Raw genomic sequence first — 19,051 nt, 5'->3', positions numbered from 1 at the left:
CACAAAATGGCTTGTGCTAAAGGCACAGGCCATTTTATTTTACATACTAACTATTCCTTTCTTAACGCCCTTTACCCAATAATCATTCTTTCCTTCGGGTAATTAAATTTCGCTGGATCCTTTTTACGACGGAATACTAAAAGGAATGTGAGAATACCGACTCGTCCAATAAACATTAATATCATCAATATTATTTTACTGAATGTGGTTAAGTCACCTGTAACCCCCAGGGATAACCCCACTGTTCCGAAAGCAGAAGTAACTTCAAAAATAAGCGCATCTAATGAATACGGCTCTAAATAACTAAGGATAATAACAGAAGAAAATACAACCATTATTGCAAAAAAGGTTACAGTCACCGCTTTATTTAAATCTACCTCGTAGACCTCTCTGTGAAAAATTTTAACACTTCTTCCGCCGCGGATAAACGTAAATAGAAAAATCAAAACCAGCGCAAAGGTCGTTGTCCGGATTCCTCCCCCGGCACTGCTTGGAGATGCCCCGATAAACATCCATGCAGACATGAATAAATGGTTGGTATCTGATAATAAAGTTAAGTCCATTGTCGCCAATCCCCCGCTTCTTGTGGTAACAGACTGAAACAACGCATAAAAAAAGGATTCATGCCAGACAACACCTTTAAAAAATCCATTTATATCAAACAGATAAATGCCGAACGCACCAACCAAAACCAAGCTAAAAAAAGTTACAGTTGTCAGCTTCGTAAACAAACTAAAATGAAATTGTTTTTTTAATTTTCTTTTATGCAAAAGATATTCCTTTATCTCTATGATGACCGGATAGCCGATAGCGCCAATGATAATAAGCACCATACTGATTATTTGAACAAAATAATCAGATTGAAATGGAATCATGGATTGCCCCGTAATATCAAAACCACCATTTGTCACCGAACTGATAACCATGAAAAAACCTTGCAGGAATGCTTCTCCTACGGAATCATAATACCCCATAAAATAGATGCCTAATATAATGAAGAAAGCTGCTTCAACCGCCAGCAGCAAGAATATAATATTCTTGATTAGCTGTACCATGCCGTTAAAATGCGTTTGATTCTGGTCAGTCATAATCATGCTTCTTTCTTTAAAACCTATCCGTTTACCTAACACCACCCAGAGTATCGTACCAATTGCCATAATCCCTACTGCTCCAATCTGCATCATCAGAGCTAAAAAAATAATTCCCGTGGTACTTAATGAATCCGCAATGGAAATAGTACTTAATCCTGTTACACTAATCGCACTGACAGCCGTAAAAACAATATCAATAAAAGGAATATCAATACCGGGCTTATGCGAAACAGGTAAAGATAGCAATATAGTCGATAGCGCTATCGCAGCCATATAATAAATCATTAGCATTTGAAATGGAGAACGCCGGGTGGGCGTCTCAAATTTTTTTCGTTCTTTATTCATTGTTTTTCCCTTCTTCTTATCATGTGAATACTGTTTGTACATGTTTAAACAGTACGCTGAAAAGGACCAGTCGCATCAGAGCACATCGTGTTCCGATGATTTCTGCGCTGCCCGCACGTCGCGGATCTTCTTGGGAGAGGCTCCTTTTCCTGACATATCATTTTTTATTGGATTTGTGAACATCCTCTAATAGATTTCTTTAAATTTTTGAATTAACTCTTCTCCCTCATATCCATCCTCTACCAGCGCAGTTAATAGCTGCTCCACATCTTTCTTTTGTTTATCAATAATTTTCCCCATCAGCATTACATTCATTTGTTGTCCGATTTCATGCATCTCAGTCATCTTTGTTATAAATGAAGCAGGTTCATTGCTCTCTTTTGTAATGGTTGCTTGCACCATCAGTTCCTCATGTTTTTTATTCTCAAAATAATTCCAGTAATTACGATTAATAAATCCTTCAATCAACCATGTATCATAATCATCTTCCCGATTAATAATGAGACCGTCAATCAGCTCCACTTCTGTTCCTTCTAATCCTTTATCATAATCTAAAACAACCAGTTTACGCAGTTTAAATGTTTTCACACACATCGCCCCTCCAGCATATGTAACTTTTGAATTTTACTGTTCTCAGCCCATCAGCTGCTGCCCATCAGCTGCTGCCCATGTTATTATAAAGATTTATATTGCCTTTATAATAACATAATTTCTTTACACCATTCATTGTAACAGAGCAAGTTTCTTGGAACCGATGTAAATCCCATGATACACTTACTATCGAGTATTGTCTTCAAAATAAATCATTATAATAACTTATGGAACAGTATAGATGAAGAGGAGGAACCCCGTATGAATCAAGTCATTGAAACATTAATGAATCATCGCTCTATTCGAAAATTTTCAGATAAAGCCTTAAACAACGTTCAAATAAGAACAATTGTAGAAAGTGCACAACGCGCGTCTACCTCCAGCAATGTGATGGCCTACAGTATCATCGGTGTATCAGACCAGGTTCTCAAGGAAAAACTCTATGCCATTTCGGGGCATAAGCATGTAAAGAAAAATGGTCATCTGCTTATATTTTGCGCGGATCTGCATCGTCTTGAACAACTGGATGGAATCGAACATACCGAAAATCTGGAAAGCACCGAACAATTTATAGTAGGAACGATCGACGCCGCTTTAGCTGCTCAAAATGCTGTTGTTGCTGCTGAATCATTGGGGCTGGGAATCTGTTTCTTAGGAAGCCTTCGTAATGATATCCAGGCCTTCAACGATGTTCTGGAATTACCGGATCATGTGGTTCCATTGTTCGGCCTGGCGATTGGCTACCCGGCAGAAATACCAGATATCAAACCACGTTTGCCGTTTCCGGCAATTTATCACGAAAATCAGTATATTCCTTTTGACAAACAAAAACACTTTATTCAGGAATACGATCAGACTATGAAAGATTATTATGAATCGCGAAATTCGAATAACAAACAGGAAACATGGACAGAACAAATGAGCCAAAAATATAAAAAACCAACACGCATGGATGTAGGACCTTTTGTAAAATCAAAAAACTTAAATAAACAATAAATAAAATTTAACATTTGGATAAGCTTCCATCTATTGCGATATATGTTAAAAACGACAGGTACCTTCTGTCGTTTTTTTATGTTTACGTTCATTATCCTTCCAACGTCAACACGATTCCTGTTATTTACTTTCCCTCCCGTCACCTGCTTTTACACGTCTTCATTGCTTTCTGCTTTCCTGTTCATATAGGTTTTGGAAATTGTTTACAAGCATAAAATATAATTATTTCATCAAAATAATAAGTGCAAGATATGAAAAGGAGTGAGAAAGATGACAGTAGGCACACAAGTTCAACAAACTGTAGCAGGTTTAAAAAGTGCTCAGGCGAGTCTGGAGCAATTTGCTCTTCAAACAGATAATAAACAAGCAAAACAGCTATATAAAAATGCAGCACAACAAACACAGGGTATTTTAGATCAATTAGAACCGAGGATGCAACAAATTACGCAGGAAGAGCCTCAATACAAACAGTAATAAGATATGTCAGCAAATACAGGAAAACAGGAGGACTGTCTAGTCCTCCGCCCTACATATTTCGTTACAGAACAGGATGTGAATATATGCGAAATAAAAAAATAGCCCTGCTGCTCCTCTTTATTCTTTTTTTAGTCGGCTGTAATCATCAGAACGAATCTTCTTATTCAGAAAATCCAAATATAAAGCATTTATCCACCAATTCCTCTCAGGATCCCGCAACACAGGCAAAGGAATTGCTGATTAATAAAGATGATATTACCGCTGTTCATGCAGTAAATACAGATGATACATTGCTCGTTACCATCGAAGTTCCACATCATGAGCGTTTTTCGCTGCAAGATAAAACGGAAGTCTATCAAAAAGAACTCGAACAGACCTTTCCTGATTTTACAATAGAATTATCGACGGATAAAAAGATCATCCTGGAAACAGCAAAGCTGGAAGAAAAAATGGATAATCAAACATTAACAAAAGAAGAAATTAAGAAAAAAATGAAGGAAATCATCCATCTGTCCAAGGAACAGACTTGATAGTTGATGACGAGCTATCTTCATTTCTTTCGTGTATTAACCTGAAAAGGAGTGCTTTCCATGGGAGATAAAAAGAAACAAAAGCTACAGCCAAATCAACAGCGCTACCAGGCTTTTCAACAAAAGCGGGAGACCAAACGGCCTGTCTTTAAAAACTGCATCAAAGCTTTTCTTATAGGCGGATTTATCTGTTTCATCGGACAGCTCATCTCTACTTTCTATATTTATCAATTTAATTTCACAGAGAAAACAGCTGGAAATCCGACAATTGCTACATTAATTTTTATTACAATGCTGTTAACCGGATTTGGGGTCTATGACCGTATTGCACAGGTTGCCGGAGCGGGATCTGCAGTGCCGGTGACAGGGTTTGGTAATGCCGTTATTTCTTCAGCAATCGAATATCGTTCTGAAGGCTTTATTCTCGGCGTGGGCAGCAATATGCTTAAACTCGCCGGCCCGGTAATTGTTTATGGTGTTTTTTCTGCATTTGTCGTAGCCATTATTAAAACCATACTTACGCAATGGGGGGGATTCTAATGCTAAAAGGACATCAATCCTGGATTTTTGAAAATCGGCCGGCTATTCTTTCTACAGGAACAATCGGTGGACCATTTGAAGCAAAGGGGAACATCCCCGAGGCATTCGATACGCTTCATGAGGATATGTGGCTCAATCAGGATTCCTGGGAAAAAGCCCAGCAAAAAATGCTGGAGGAAGCGATACAGACTACATTAAAAAAAGCCCGCATCGAAAAAGAAAATATTGAATTTTTGATTGCCGGCGACTTAATCAATCAAATGACACCGACCAGCTTTGCAGCAAGTACAAGCAGCATTCCTTTTTTGGGAGCTTTCAGCGCTTGTGCTACCTCAATGGAAAGCCTGGCACTTGCAGCTTCTATTATAAATGCAAAGGGAGCAAATTATATTCTTTGTGCTGCTTCCAGTCATAATGCAGCGACGGAAAAACAATTTCGCTATCCGACAGAATACGGCGGACAAAAACCTCCAACCTCCCAGTGGACAGTTACCGGAGCCGGCTGTGCGCTTGTTGCTCAGAACGGAACAGGACCGGCTGTTACTTCGGCGACGATTGGAAAAGTAGCTGATATGGGGATGACAGATCCATTTAATATGGGGGGCGCGATGGCTATCGCTGCTGCTGATACGATTGAAGCACATCTGCGGGACCTGCAGATAGATCCGTCTTATTATGATCTAATCATCACTGGCGACCTGGGGCATGTCGGCAGAGAGGTTTCTTTTGATTTATTGCGTGACAGAAATATTCCGATTGAATCAGAAAAATATGTGGATTGCGGGATTACAATTTACCGCGAAGACCAGCCAGTTCTTGCTGGAGGCAGTGGTGCAGCATGCTCTGCTATCGTGACATATGGCCATTATCTTCAAGAAGTCATCAAAGGGAATTTACAGCGAATTCTTGTGGTGGCAACCGGGTCTTTGCATTCAACCTTGAGCATTCAGCAGAAAGCTCCTATCCCATGTATTGCACATGCAGTGTCAATCGAAGCAAGAGGTGAACATCTATGATTTTTTTCTGGGCATTTGTAATAGGAGGACTTATCTGCGTTATCGGACAAATTATGTTTGATGTATTTAAGCTATCTCCTGCACATACATTATCTATTCTGGTTATTGCTGGAGCGATTTTGGATGGACTCGGCTGGTATGAACCGCTTATTGATTTTGCAGGAGCAGGCGCTACCGTTCCTATCACAAGCTTTGGGAACTCTTTAGTTCATGGAGCTATGCAGGAAGCGGATAAACACGGATTAATCGGTGTCGTAACTGGAATGTTTGAGGTTACAAGTGCTGGTATTTCAGCCGCCATTATATTCGGTGTCATCGGCGCCATGATATTCAAACCAAAAGGATAGGAAGATGTTTTATGACAGTAGGATCACAGGTAAAGACGTGCTACGCTACATTAAAATCCATTGAAGCAGGATTAGATTTATTATACGCCGCCTCCATGGAACAGGATTTAAAAGCCGCAATTGAAGAAGCTTCGCAGCTAATCAAAGAAACACGCCATGATATACACCAGCAGGTTATTCATATCGACAAACAAGAACCACAATATAAGTCATAAGGAGGGAAAATCATGCCTGAATGGATATCCATTATTATTCGCTCCATTATTTTAATCACCGTCTTATTTTTCTTTGTAAAGTGGCTGGGCGCAAAGCAATTATCACAGCTCAATATATTTGAAACCATTTCGGGAATCGTACTCGGAGGAATTGCCGCCTTCCATACAGTGGATCCGTATAATAGCTTTTATTATGCATTATTAGCGATGTTTGTCTGGTTTATTGCTGCCTTCACCATTGAAAAGTTATCGTTAAAAAGCAAACGGATGCGAGATTTCACGGATGGGAAAAGTACTGTTTTTATACAAAATGGAAAAATTATGGAGGAAAACTTAAAAAAAGAAGGCTATTCTACTGATGATTTATTAGAAAAGCTTCGAAACAATAATCAATTCCTCGTTTCCGATGTTGAATTTGCCGTATTAGAGCCGACTGGGGAATTAAATGTTTTGCCTAAAAAGGAAAACCAGCCCATCACTTTAAAAGACTTAAATATCACTCCAGCACCAGCAAAAGAACCGCAAACGGTTATTGCTGACGGCAATATACTGCTGGAGCCTCTGGCTAATGCTTCCTTAAACCCGACGTGGCTGGAAGCAGAGTTAGAAAAACAAAATGTTACCATAGATAATGTGTTTCTCGGTCAAGTAGACCATCAGGGACAATTATTTCTTGATCTCTATGACGACCATATCACCGTTCCTGAGCCGGCACAATCTGCTCTGTTATTAGCCAGCATGAAAAAATGCCAAGCAGATTTAGAGCTGTTTGCTTTAGCTACTGATAACCCTGCATCCAAGGAAGTATATGACCGGAACCAAAAACGGATGCAAGAAGCGGTCAACCGGATGGAGCCCTATTTAAAATCATAAATATCGTTCTAATGCTTGCTTTTCCTTTGACCAGTGCCAATACAATATAAAGCAGAGAGACTATTATAGCACATCAGCGCTCGTCAGTCTCTCTGCTTTTATTCTTCATCAATCTGCCGCTTCTTCCTATAGGAATTCTTTTTTAAATATCCGCTTTAAGAAATACGAATAATTACCTTTCCAAACTGTTTTCCTTCATCCAAATAACTAAGTGCTTCTACACTTTGATCCAAGGAAAAGACACGGTCAACAACAGGATGCAATTGGTATTTCTCTGCATGTGCTAACGCAGCCATAAGTTCTTCCCGGCACCCCATTGTAGAACCAATCAATTTGTATTGTCCATAGAAGAAAGCACGTAAATCAAAATCAATAACATCCTCTGTTGTCGCACCGAATGTAACAAATTTACCGCCTTTTTTCAAAATGGCTAAAGAACGTTGAAAGGTTGCTTTGCCGTTACTATCAATTACCATATCAATGGTTTCATTGCTTAATTTCTCTTCCCAATCATCTGCCGTATCTATCACGACATCCGCACCGAGCTCTCGTGCTTTTTCTCTTTTCTGTTCACTTCTTGAAGTTGTAATTACCCGGGCACCGATATTTTTTGCAAATGCAATCAAATAAGTCGCAACACCGCCGCCTGCTCCGGGAATAAATACCGTTTCTCTTTTTTCGAGTTCCCCTTTAGTAAACATTGCCCGATATGCTGTTAATGCAGCTAACGGAAAGGCTGCCGCTTCCTCCCAGCTCATATATGCCGGTTTTGGTTCTACCTGATCTTCAGAAATCACAATTTTTTCAGCAAACGTACCATGGTCTGGCATGCCTAAAATATCAAACTCTTTCGGCGGCGCCTCACTATTTCGTACCCAGCGTAAAGCCGGATTGATAATCACTTCATCGCCAACTTTTACATCGTTGACATTTTTTCCTACCTCTTCAATGATTCCCGCTCCATCTGAGCCAAGAATCAATGCTTCTTCCGTTTCTTTACGACGGTTCGGAATAGTTAAATCTCTCCGGTTAAGCCCTGCTGCTTTCAATTTTACAACAACTTCTGATCCTCCCGGACTTTGGAGCTCCATCTCTTTCATATGCAAGCTTCCATTTTCATGTACTAGTGCTCTCATCCGCTAATACCTCCTTCAAATAAGCTCCCATTTGCTTCAATTGTTTACGGTTTGTGATGTCTTCAGAAAAAAAGGGAATATACAAAATCGTTTGAGCAGAAAAGTCCACGGCGATACGTTCTAAATAGATTTTTTCATTTTGTTTCCGTTTTTCAAAAAAACCGGCGCCGGTCTCCTCTGGCAACACTTTATTGACAATAATGTAAGGAACATCTATCTGAAATTTCTCCAGGAGATGAATTGCTTTTTTGGTTTCCGATATTGGTAATTTCTCCGGATTCAAAACAAATAGAAAGGTTGTTGCCTGCTTATCCAATAGAATTTCTCTTGCCTTGGTAAACCGCTGTTTTCTTTCTTGTAATGTATCGTAAATAGGATCATCTACGGCTTGTCCATCGTTTAGCAATTGCGAATATTGTGTATTCGTTTTTTTCCTTTTATTTAATAGACCTTCAATCCAAATTCCCATTAATTCCGGAAGAGATAACAACCGAATCGTATGACCTGTTGGAGCCGTATCAAATACTAGTTTATCAAACCTGGTCCCTTCTTCCAAAATAATTGATATGAGTTTATCAAATAAGGCAGCTTCATCTGCTCCCGGCGAGGCTTTTGCTGTGTCTAATTGACGGTGTACCTCTTCCATCATCTGAACATGAACAACCCCCTGTATGTTTTCTTTAACCTTTTGAATATACGCGTCTGTTTCTTTTTCAGAATCAATTTCCAGCGCATATAGATTTTTTTCAATATAGGTGATATTTCCACCGATCTGCCGCTGAAAAATATCGCTTATATTGTGAGCTGGATCCGTTGAAATGAGTAAGGTACGATAGCCTTTTTCTGCATATCCCGTTGCCAAAGCAGCAGCCGAGCTGGATTTCCCGACGCCGCCTTTGCCTCCTACAAAAATAATCCGGTTATTATCTCCAAGCATCCTTTCTCTCCTCCTTCCAATGTATGGCCAGCGTGCCCATCCAATTTTTTAACAGCAGCGAATCCCGTTAAGTGGTGATTTATCCATCCCCATTCGTAAATGCCAATCATGGAAGGATTCAATGATATACGGGTATAATTCCAACGTATAATAATAAACCGGGTTCGGTATTCCTACCATTTCAGAATATAGAAGCAGCAAGAAAAAATCATCTTCGTTTCTTAATTCTCTGGCTACTTCTGTTTTATGCGGCAAGCTGATTACTTCCTCATAATAGTGGATCAACTGTTTTAACCTGTCTGTGAACATTTTCCCGCCCTCCCGGCTATAATTTATTTATATCGAACCTCCATACATATCTTTTGAAGAAGATATGTATGGAAGCAAAATCAATCTTTATTTAACGGATCTTCTACTTTTTTCATCAGTTCTGAAAAGGAGGTCAGAGCTATCCAAATCGCAAATACAAAGATAATAGAGCCCAGAACAAACAATAGCATATTGGAACCTGTTCCCATCCACGACCATTCAAAGACCACCTGCTGGAACATCGCAAACAAAGTCATAAAGATCAGGAATATCATCGGGATGAGCGCAACCATATAATTACTTCCTTTTCGTTTTAGCCAAATAGCAATTAAGAATAAACTAATGGCAGCCAGTAATTGATTGGCAGTGCCAAATAGTGGCCAGATGAGGTAGCCGCCTGACCCGAAACCATTTGGACCTTCAGGTATTAACACAAGTGCCGCACTGGAAAGCACAGCAACCGTTGTCGCTACATGTGTTTTCGTTAATGGCTGGATTTTATATTCAATCCCTAATTCTGCAATAATGTACCGCATCAAGCGTACCGAGGTATCTAATGTCGTCGCAGCAAAGCTGACAACGATAATCGATACGATTGTCGTTGCTATATCTGTTGGAATTCCCAGCCCCTGCGCTAATGTTGCCGCTCCTTCGATAAACGTTCCAAGACCAATGGCATTCGCTTCATTAAAAGAAGTATAGGCTTGTGAAAACGCATCGGTATTTGCAAAGAATGTCCCTACCGCAATGATGGAAACCAGGGCCAGAATGCCTTCTCCTACTGCTCCAAAGTAACCTACAAAACGCGCATCGGTTTCTTTATCCAGCTGTTTAGAAGATGTCCCTGAGGATACTAGTCCATGAAAGCCGGAAATCGCACCGCAGGCAATTGTGATAAATAGCAGCGGCAGAAAGCTTCTATCCGGACTTTCATTTACTACAGGAGCTGTCATACTTGGAGACGTGAAAAGCAATCCCAAGTAAAGAATAGCCAGTCCGACAACTAATTGATGCGAATTAATAAAATCTCTCGGTTGCAGCAATTTCCATACCGGGAGTGTAGACGCAATATATACATATACCATCAAAATAACAATCCATATCAGGAACGCCGTTGAAACAGTACCCAGTCCGAACAAACCAGTGCCATTCTCTCCTCCCATATACCTGACTAAATCAATTTGAAGGAACCCGACCCTGCTTGCCATAATAGCCGCTGCATACATGATAACTAATGCAATAACAGAGGGAAGAAGCATTTTTATATTCCGTTTATATGCTGCATAACCAATCCAAATAGCTAACGGAATTTGTATAAAAACAGGAAATACACTTGCAGGATAACTAATAAATAAATTGGAAATAACCCATGCAAACACCGCATTTACCATCAATACGAGAATAAGAATAATGAATAAAAATAATAGCTTTGCCCTTCTCCCGACCAAGCGATCTGCAATTGTTCCAATAGAATACCCTTTATTTCGGACAGATAATGCCAATGTGCCAAAATCATGGACACCAGCTGCAAAAATGGTTCCTAAAACAACCCACAAAAAAGCCGGAAGCCAGCCCCAATAAATAGCAATTGCCGGTCCCAAGATAGGAGCAGCACCTGCTACAGATGTAAAATGATGCCCCCACAAAACAAATTTATTGGTTGGGACATAGTCCACACCATCCTTGAAACGGTGTGCCGGAGTAACATAATTCGGGTCTAATCGAAATATTTTCTCTGCAACAAACTTGGAATAATACCGATAGCCTAAAATAAATACAACAATCCCTATGAAAGCTATTAAAATTGCATTCATGTAAAACTTCCCCTCCTTTTATTTTTGTAAGCGCTTAAATTATTTTTTATTAAAAACCCCCTTTATGGATTTTTTAACAGTTTAACATATTCAAACATATATTCACATTATATTTAAAAAATTTCAAATAATACCATTGGAAAACAGCTAAAAAATTGTATGAGCCAGAATGAACAACCCTAACCCATACAATTATATTTTCTCTTCCATTAAAATATGATTAACGCAGCAAGCGTCGCTATAAATAGTCCCAGTATGACCGGAAAAAAGTTTTTCCTGACTAGTTCCATTGCTGAAACACCACAAAATCCTGCAACAGCAATTAGGGATGACCATGCAATTAATGCTCCTCCGCCAGTCCAAATTGCTCCAAGCTGGCCTATTGCTGCTAATGTACTTGCATCGATGGAAGCAGATTCTAAGGATGCAGCTAATGCTCCCGTTAATGGCAAGCCGGAAAAGCCAGATCCATCCAGTCCTGTGATAATCCCTACAATTAATAAGCTAAAAGCAACAAACACCGTGCTTTCCGGAAGAAAGGCCTGGATGGATGAAATGATATCGAATAAAAAGGATGGCGCTTCTTCTACAAGTAATATTTCCCGTGAAAATTCCGCGTTTCCTAAGAAGAAAAATCCTGCAATCGGGATAACTGGTCCCATTGCCTTAAAGGCAAATACAAATCCATTGGTGATATGATTCCCCACATAATCTAACGCATTTTGCTTTCCAAATACAGCCGTAGCCAATAATAATAGAATCACTGCCACTCCGCCAACGAAGGCAGCTCCTTCTCCACCGACCAAATCACTGGATCCAAAAAATTTACTGTACAGCATATATCCGACGACGGATAATAAAACAATTGGCACCAGCCAGGCAAACGCGCGACTCCACTTGTTCAAATGCTTCGAAGCTGCCTTATGGCCGGAGGAATCATAATCTTGAATTTGTTCTGCTTCTGTCTGATTTCTAGGGTCTACTTTTGAACGAATCGAATTTCTGTAAAATAAATAAGCTAATACAGAAGCAATCACACCGGTAATAATAGATAAAACCAGTGCCCGATCAGCAACTGCTGAAGTTTCTACACCCGCTGCAGCTGCAGAAAGAGCTGGTGCAACCTGAACAATATAGTCAGAGGATAAAGCCATCCCCTGGCCTGCTATTGTAATCGCAACTGCCGCTGTAATCGCCGGCAGCCCAGAACGTATCGCTGCAGGGACAAGTAAAGCACAAATAAGCGGGACAGCTGGTGTCGGCCAGAAAAATAAAGAAACCACATACGTCACAGCGATTAAAACAAAATAAGATAAATGTCCATTGACCATGACCTTCTGAATTGGCTGAATCATCAGTACATCCGCTTTCAAATCTTTTAAGGCATTTAATAGCGCAAGCATAAAAGTAATAATCAAAAAGATACTAAAAAGCTCACGTGCTGCGACTAAATTAGCGTTAAAAATAGCCATAAATCCGCTGACTATACTTCCTTTATAAAAGCAGGCAATAACAAATGTTCCTAGTAGGCTTGGAAGAACAATGCCTCTCCGGAAAATCATTGTTATTAAAATAAGCAAAGTAAAAAATCCATACAATAAATGCGGGATAGTTAAACTCATTTCATTCAGATCCTCTCCTTCATTATGTATAGTAGCCTATGCAATAATGAAGGCAGCGGGTACAAAATAATAACCAATCGAAAATGTATTTTTACTCATAATAAAAACCAAGATGATCACTTTGTCTCTAAAACTTGGTGTTCTTGCTAGAGCGGCTGTTTTCAGCTATTTTTTAAAACATTCTTATTCATTAACTCAACTTTCGCACCTAAGAATAAGCAAATTTATCTTGCTATTCCAAGATGAACATGTTCTCCATTAGCATGCTTGCTGGTTACATGTCCGGCCTTTTTGGAATTGGTGATGGTGCATAGCTCCGCTCCGGCCAACCACTTCGCTTTCCGACGTACAAATGTTTTCGGTGGGGTGAGTAATCGCAACCCCAGGAGGTTGCGGTCTTAGTCTGCCATGGGGACGGCTTCAGCTAACTTGAAAAGAAAACCGCTTTTCAAGTGGATCTTCAGCTCGCCCTGTTCCCATAGGAGTCTTAGTGGTTGGCCTGCGCTCTGATAGATTCTACAGCGAATGAAAAAAATAACATTTTAATGAGCTTGAAAAAATAGCAGCTTTTGTCTGAACAACCAATCATGACAACATGAATATGAAATACAGGGAATAGCATTTATTCACAGAACACAGAAAGTAATCTTGGCGTAACATTTTACCATGCAGCATGAAAAAGATGTTCTATCTGATTAGACATCTATTTGGTGAGTTGTTTTTTCACGTATAGAACGTCTTACTAGCGGAGGCGGACCGTTTTGACTCCTGAGGGATCAGCACCATCTGAAGATCCACTTTTGCCAAGCGATCTTCTTGGCAAAAGTTAGCTGAAGAACGTGCCCCTAGGAAAGCAAAACGGTCCGCCGCAGCGGTGCTTTACACTTCACCTTCTATTCTTTGTCAAGGGTGTTTTCGAAGGAACGATCAACTCCTGTTTCTATGGAAATGAAGTTACTTTTTAATGTGCAAAAGTTGAGTCATTAATAAAAGCGCAATGGTCTATTTTTAAACCATTGCGCTTTTATTAAAATTCATTCCAGAATGTCGATTACTTTCTTTACAGATTCTGCAGATTTATCTAATTGCTGCTTCTCTTCCTCTGTTAAATCCAGCTCAATCACTTCTTCAATCCCTTTGCCGCCAAGAACAGTCGGTACACCTAAGTAAATACCATCATAGCCGTATTCCCCTTCTAAATAAGCAATGGATGGTAATATCCGGCGTTGATCCTTTAGTATTGCTTCTGCCATTACGGTTAAAGAAGCAGCCGGCGCATAGTAAGCACTTCCATTTCCTAACAGATTTACAATTTCACCGCCGCCAGTCCGGGTTCTTTGTACAATCTCTTGTAACCGTTCTTTCGAAATCAGCTTTTCAAGCGGGATGCCGCCTGCGTAAGAATAACGGATAAGCGGGACCATGTCATCACCGTGACCGCCTAAAACAAAACCGGTAATATCTTTCACGGAAATATTCAATTCTTCCGCTACAAAGGCTCTAAAACGGGCTGTGTCCAACACCCCGGATTGTCCGATAACACGTTCTTTTGGAAGCCCGGAAGCTTTATACACACTGTAAGTCATCGCATCTACCGGATTGGTCAGCACAATAATCGTTGCATCCGCTGAATACCTAACAATTTCCTTTGTAATCGTATTCATTATTTTGGCATTTGTATTGACCAGATCATCTCTGGACATTCCCGGTTTCCGTGCAATTCCTGCAGTGATGATAACTAAGTCAGAATCCTTTGTTTCTGCATAATCAGACGTGCCCGTCACTTTCGCATCAAAACCTTGAACCGGTGCTGCTTCTGCCATATCCAGCGCTTTTCCCTTTGTCGGATTCTCCATATCAGGAATATCAACAAGAACAACATCCCCTAATTCCTTTTGTGCAACCATTAATGCCGTGGTCGCTCCTGTAAAGCCAGAACCGATAACGGAAATTTTTTTTCGTGCAGAACTCATTTTACATACCTCCCCTAGTCGCTTTTAAATAACATACATTTAAAGAAAATGCTTGCAGCACCGATACCTCTCGTCACCACAAACATTTTCTTTTGTTTAGGTCAGGTCAGTTATACTGCCCTTCCTATATTTACACTTTTTTATTTTGGTGCTTATGCTTCCATGTTCTTGATCAGTTCATCAGCAAACTCAGAGCATTTCACTTCAGTTGCGCCATCCATTAAACGTGCAAAGTCATAAGTTACAACTTTAGAACCAATTGTTTTATCCATTGATTTTGTAATCAAATCAGCTGCTTCTCTCCACTCTAAATGCTCTAGCATTAATACAGCAGATAAAATAACAGAAGATGGATTTACTTTATCTAAACCTGCATATTTTGGTGCAGTACCATGCGTTGCTTCAAAAATAGCATGTCCAGTATCATAGTTGATGTTTGCTCCTGGTGCAATCCCGATACCGCCTACCTGTGCAGCAAGTGCATCAGAAATGTAGTCACCGTTTAAGTTCATTGTTGCAACAACATCAAACTCTTTTGGACGAGTAAGGATTTGTTGTAAGAAAATATCTGCAATCGAATCTTTTACTAGAAGTTTACCGGCAGCTAATGCATCTTCTTCTGCTTTATTTGCTGCTTCTTTGCCTTCTGCTTCTACAATGCGGTCATATTCAGCCCAAGTGAACACTTTATCACCGAATTCCTGTTCAGCAACTTCATAACCCCAGTTTTTGAAAGCTCCTTCAGTAAATTTCATAATGTTACCTTTATGTACTAAAGTAACATTTTTGCGTCCTTCGGTTAATGCATAGTTAATTGCTGCACGGACAATACGTTTTGTTCCTTCTTCCGATACTGGTTTCACACCGATACCTGAAGTTTCAGGGAAACGTACATTTTTTACGTCCATTTCATTTTTCAGGAAGTCAAGTACTTTCTTCACATCGTCAGTGCCTTCCTGCCACTCAATACCAGCATAAATATCTTCTGTATTTTCACGGAAAATAACCATGTCTACATCTTCCGGGCGTTTTACCGGAGATGGAACGCCTTCAAAATAACGTACTGGACGCAGGCAGGTAAATAAATCTAATTCCTGACGCAAAGCAACGTTAAGGGAGCGAATCCCGCCACCGATTGGTGTAGTTAAAGGTCCTTTGATTGCAATTTTATATTCATTGATTTTATCTAACGTATCCTGCGGCAGCCATTCACCTGTTTTATCAAATGCTTTTTGGCCGGCATATACTTCTAACCAATCAATTCCTTTTTCTCCATTATAAGCTTTTTCAACAGACGCTTCGATTACTCGGCGAGCAGCAGCCCAAATGTCTGGACCAGTTCCGTCCCCTTCAATAAATGGAATAATTGGTTTGTTTGGTACATTCATTTCGCCATTTTCTACTACAATTTTTTCACCTTGTGTCATAGATAAAACCTCCTATTAATGATTCCTAATCTATTCTACTACATTTTAACGATATTATCCTCTTTGTTCAATAGATACATATTCTTGTAAATCCGGTCCATTATATTCGGCACGCGGACGAATTAACCGATTGTCTGCATATTGTTCTAAAATATGCGCTATCCAGCCGGAAGTTCTGCTTACTGCGAAAATTGGTGTGAATAAATCCTCTTCAATTCCCAGGCTGTGATAAACCGATGCACTGTAAAAATCGACATTTGCAGGAAGTCCTTTATGCTCTTTTACATAATCTTCAATAGCAATGGACATATTATACCATTTTTCCTGTCCTGTCAGTTTGGTAAGCTGTTTGGACATTTCTCTCAAGAATTTAGCTCTAGGGTCTCCATCACGATACACACGGTGGCCCATGCCCATAATTTTTTCTTTGTTTTCCAGCTTCTCTTTAATATAAGGGATAGCATTTTCTTCTTCGCCGATTTCCAGAAGCATCTTCATTACATTTTCATTTGCACCGCCATGCAATGGTCCTTTCAGCGCTCCAATCGCTGCTACAAGTCCAGAGTAAATATCTGAAAGGGTTGCTACACAAACCCGTGCTGTAAACGTAGATGCATTTAATTCATGATCAGCATGGAGCACGAGTGCTTTATTGATTGCTTCTACTTCAATATCTTCGGGCTCTTTTCCGTTCAGCATATATAAGAAATTGGCAGAATAACTTAAGTTTTCTTTTGGCTGAACAGGGTCTTTTCCGTCACGAATCCTTGCAAATGCAGCTACAACAGCAGCAATTTTTGCCTGGATACGAACAGCTTTTCTTTTATTTGCTTCTTCGTCCATGACATCAGCCTCTTCATCGTAAATCCCCAATAATGAAACCGCTGTCCGAAGAGCTGCCATTGGATGCACACTGTTCAAATCATAGGAACGCAAATGATTGACAATAGCATCTGAAATATTCATATTCTTTGCTAAATCAGCCTTTAACGCATTTAATTCTGATTGAGTCGGCAGCTTTTGATTCCAAAGTAAATAAATAATTTCTTCGAAGCTGGAATTTTCAGCTAAATCATCAATTTTATAACCCACATAGGATAATTGATCATCTATGATCGAACTAATTGCTGATTGTGTTGCGACAATATTTTCTAATCCTTTTTTTGATGTTGACATATTACCTCTCCCTTTCCAGTTAATCAAAGTATTAGATATTCATTTCAAATAAAATAATACAAGGGTGACAAACTTTTTTGATTGTTTAAATCTATGTAGGAATAAAATTGAGCAATTACTATACATTCACTTCGTATCATTCAAGTGATGGAACGTGCGCTTCGCGGACAATGTAAACGTGGAACCAGAGTCTTTTGACCATTACGTATCAATGAATTTATTATTCTACTTTTAAACAAACATAGAAATACTTTACCTTTCCATTTGTACCCTTCAGTTTGATTATAGCAATATTTATTATCTGCCCATCTTTCATTATAAATGATAAAAAGCAGAATGTGAATTGAAACCGTTTAAATTATGTTAAATAACTGTTAGATTCCTCCATTTCCTGCTGGCGTTTTACTACTTATCCATGATGCAAAGACCTTATTACTTCTACTTTGCCGCTTCCAATCATAGATTAAATTAGGTCTTTTTTTCTGGAGGAAATATGATGCAATCAAAAATCCTTGGACAACTTATCCGTTCTTTTATTGTTATCAGCACTTTATGCAGCAGTCTTTTCCTATTCTATATATTATTTCCTTATATCTATCCTATTCTGATAGCATTCCTGCTTTCTTTACTCTTCCAGCCGCTGATCAGATGGTTTGTAAACACACTTAAAATGCCGAGGCTGCTTGCTCTAATCAGCACATTCAGTCTTTTTCTCAGTTTATTTACGATTGCTCTATACTTTTTAATAAGCGAAGTTTATCAAGGTATCAGCTATTTATCGGACAGGCTTCCTGCTTATTTCCGTCATATAATGGAACAGTTTCAGCAGTTATTAGATATGCACATCCTGCCATTATACGATAAATTGCTTTCTCTGCTGACGACGCTGCATGTCAATTATCGTTTGGAAGTCTATGAATATATTCATTCTTTTACAGATTCGATGACGTCTGCTTTTACTCATTTCTTTCAAATACTGATGCAGCAGACAGCAAATTTTCTAATTATACTGCCAAATTCTTTTACTGTTCTTGTTTTTATTGTACTGGCTACTTTTATGATCAGCTACGACTTCCAAAATATTCAAATCCGCATCCATGACATGATGCCTTCTAATTGGTACACGCTTTATCAAAAAATAGTCTCTCATTTAAAAGAAGCTGTGATTGGTTACTTTAAAGCACAGGTAATACTGGTTTGTATTTCTGCGGTTATTTTGTGGATTGGTCTGCTCATCCTTCGGGTGGAGCATGCATTTACCATTGTATTGTTTGCTGCAATCGCAGACTTTATTCCTTATTTAGGAATCGGCATTATTATAATACCTTGGATTCTGTTTAGCTTTTTAACCTTTAATTATTCCTTAACCATTGGTTTATCTGTGCTGTACGGCCTGATTATTATTATCAGACAGTTTATAGAGCCTAAAATCGTGGCAACTTCCATTGGCATCTCGCCTTTAATGATGCTGATCGGGATGTTTTTAGGCGTCCAATGGTTTGGTGTGCTGGGGTTAATCGTTGCCCCGATCAGTTTAGTTGTGATGCTCGCCATCAAAAAATCTGGGGTGTTTCAGCAATTATTCCTTTATATTAAAGGGTGATTCCTGCTAAGCTGTGTTCAAAAAGAGGCTAAA

General features: G+C 39.4%; 19 protein-coding genes. 9 read left to right on the top strand and 10 right to left on the bottom strand.

All coding sequences use genetic code 11. The features are described 5' to 3' along the window. Positions 1–71: 71 nt before the first annotated feature. Both ACFO3P_RS17350 and ACFO3P_RS17345 read right to left on the bottom strand, forming a co-directional pair. The gene (locus ACFO3P_RS17350) at positions 72–1,436 is read right to left on the bottom strand and encodes a TrkH family potassium uptake protein (protein WP_042535309.1); all 1,365 of its coding nucleotides are present in this window, start codon (positions 1,434–1,436) and stop codon (positions 72–74) included. Positions 1,437–1,622: 186 nt separating this feature from the next. After that, a complete protein-coding gene (locus ACFO3P_RS17345) occupies positions 1,623–2,030 on the bottom strand; it encodes a YwpF-like family protein (RefSeq protein ID WP_226894806.1) in 408 nt (135 codons plus the stop codon). A gap of 258 nt (positions 2,031–2,288) precedes the next feature. Between ACFO3P_RS17345 and nfsA the strand changes: the two genes are divergently transcribed. The 8 genes from nfsA to ACFO3P_RS17305 all read left to right on the top strand — a co-directional run bounded on the left by nfsA (position 2,289) and on the right by ACFO3P_RS17305 (position 7,021). Beyond that, positions 2,289–3,023, top strand: coding sequence for an oxygen-insensitive NADPH nitroreductase (nfsA, locus tag ACFO3P_RS17340; protein ID WP_256704888.1), 735 nt, complete (start codon positions 2,289–2,291; stop codon positions 3,021–3,023). A 270-nt stretch (positions 3,024–3,293) separates the two neighbouring features. After that, positions 3,294–3,497: a DUF1657 domain-containing protein gene (locus tag ACFO3P_RS17335; RefSeq protein WP_042535315.1), complete on the top strand. Its 204-nt coding sequence runs from the start codon at positions 3,294–3,296 to the stop codon at positions 3,495–3,497. A gap of 86 nt (positions 3,498–3,583) precedes the next feature. Next, on the top strand, positions 3,584–4,030 hold the full coding sequence (locus ACFO3P_RS17330) for a hypothetical protein (RefSeq protein ID WP_256704889.1): 447 nt from the start codon (positions 3,584–3,586) through the stop codon (positions 4,028–4,030). A gap of 60 nt (positions 4,031–4,090) precedes the next feature. Further along, complete coding sequence (spoVAC, locus tag ACFO3P_RS17325) at positions 4,091–4,570, top strand: stage V sporulation protein AC (protein WP_042535319.1); 480 nt, start codon at positions 4,091–4,093, stop codon at positions 4,568–4,570. Beyond that, a complete protein-coding gene (spoVAD, locus tag ACFO3P_RS17320) occupies positions 4,570–5,586 on the top strand; it encodes a stage V sporulation protein AD (protein WP_042535321.1) in 1,017 nt (338 codons plus the stop codon). The genes spoVAC and spoVAD overlap by 1 nt, the downstream gene beginning before the upstream one ends. Next, on the top strand, positions 5,583–5,933 hold the full coding sequence (gene spoVAE / locus ACFO3P_RS17315) for a stage V sporulation protein AE (protein ID WP_042535322.1): 351 nt from the start codon (positions 5,583–5,585) through the stop codon (positions 5,931–5,933). Before spoVAD ends, spoVAE begins: the two co-directional genes overlap by 4 nt. Positions 5,934–5,944: 11 nt before the next feature. Beyond that, on the top strand, positions 5,945–6,148 hold the full coding sequence (locus tag ACFO3P_RS17310; RefSeq protein ID WP_042535324.1) for a DUF1657 domain-containing protein: 204 nt from the start codon (positions 5,945–5,947) through the stop codon (positions 6,146–6,148). 12 nt (positions 6,149–6,160) lie between these two features. After that, positions 6,161–7,021 carry a DUF421 domain-containing protein gene (locus ACFO3P_RS17305; RefSeq protein ID WP_042535326.1) on the top strand — a complete coding sequence of 287 codons (861 nt, stop codon included), beginning with the start codon at positions 6,161–6,163 and terminating at the stop codon, positions 7,019–7,021. A gap of 155 nt (positions 7,022–7,176) precedes the next feature. On the opposite strand, the gene ACFO3P_RS17300 is transcribed toward ACFO3P_RS17305, so the two are convergent. The 8 genes from ACFO3P_RS17300 to citZ form a co-directional block, all read right to left on the bottom strand. Beyond that, positions 7,177–8,157: a quinone oxidoreductase family protein gene (locus ACFO3P_RS17300; RefSeq protein WP_379542565.1), complete on the bottom strand. Its 981-nt coding sequence runs from the start codon at positions 8,155–8,157 to the stop codon at positions 7,177–7,179. Next, a complete protein-coding gene (locus tag ACFO3P_RS17295; protein WP_379542564.1) occupies positions 8,138–9,094 on the bottom strand; it encodes an ArsA family ATPase in 957 nt (318 codons plus the stop codon). The genes ACFO3P_RS17300 and ACFO3P_RS17295 overlap by 20 nt, the downstream gene beginning before the upstream one ends. A 48-nt stretch (positions 9,095–9,142) precedes the next feature. Continuing rightward, positions 9,143–9,403 carry a cory-CC-star protein gene (locus ACFO3P_RS17290; protein ID WP_042535332.1) on the bottom strand — a complete coding sequence of 87 codons (261 nt, stop codon included), beginning with the start codon at positions 9,401–9,403 and terminating at the stop codon, positions 9,143–9,145. A gap of 80 nt (positions 9,404–9,483) precedes the next feature. After that, positions 9,484–11,217, bottom strand: a complete 1,734-nt coding sequence (locus ACFO3P_RS17285; RefSeq protein ID WP_042535333.1) for a carbon starvation CstA family protein — start codon at positions 11,215–11,217, stop codon at positions 9,484–9,486. Positions 11,218–11,426: 209 nt separating this feature from the next. Beyond that, complete coding sequence (locus tag ACFO3P_RS17280; protein ID WP_042535334.1) at positions 11,427–12,839, bottom strand: hypothetical protein; 1,413 nt, start codon at positions 12,837–12,839, stop codon at positions 11,427–11,429. A gap of 1,034 nt (positions 12,840–13,873) precedes the next feature. Then, positions 13,874–14,812, bottom strand: a complete 939-nt coding sequence (mdh, locus tag ACFO3P_RS17275; protein WP_212928482.1) for a malate dehydrogenase — start codon at positions 14,810–14,812, stop codon at positions 13,874–13,876. Between the two features lie 152 nt (positions 14,813–14,964). Continuing rightward, positions 14,965–16,239, bottom strand: a complete 1,275-nt coding sequence (gene icd / locus ACFO3P_RS17270) for an NADP-dependent isocitrate dehydrogenase (protein WP_042535339.1) — start codon at positions 16,237–16,239, stop codon at positions 14,965–14,967. 54 nt (positions 16,240–16,293) lie between these two features. Then, entirely contained in the window at positions 16,294–17,415 is a 1,122-nt protein-coding gene (gene citZ / locus ACFO3P_RS17265; protein ID WP_212928481.1) for a citrate synthase, read from the bottom strand. Positions 17,416–17,911: 496 nt separating this feature from the next. Between citZ and ytvI the strand changes: the two genes are divergently transcribed. After that, entirely contained in the window at positions 17,912–19,018 is a 1,107-nt protein-coding gene (gene ytvI / locus ACFO3P_RS17260) for a sporulation integral membrane protein YtvI (RefSeq protein ID WP_212928480.1), read from the top strand. The last annotated feature ends 33 nt before the right edge of the window (positions 19,019–19,051 follow it).

Source organism: Oceanobacillus aidingensis, assembly GCF_042654105.1.
Lineage (GTDB): Bacteria > Bacillota > Bacilli > Bacillales > Amphibacillaceae > Oceanobacillus > Oceanobacillus oncorhynchi.
This window is presented reverse-complemented; position numbering and strand designations above follow the sequence as displayed.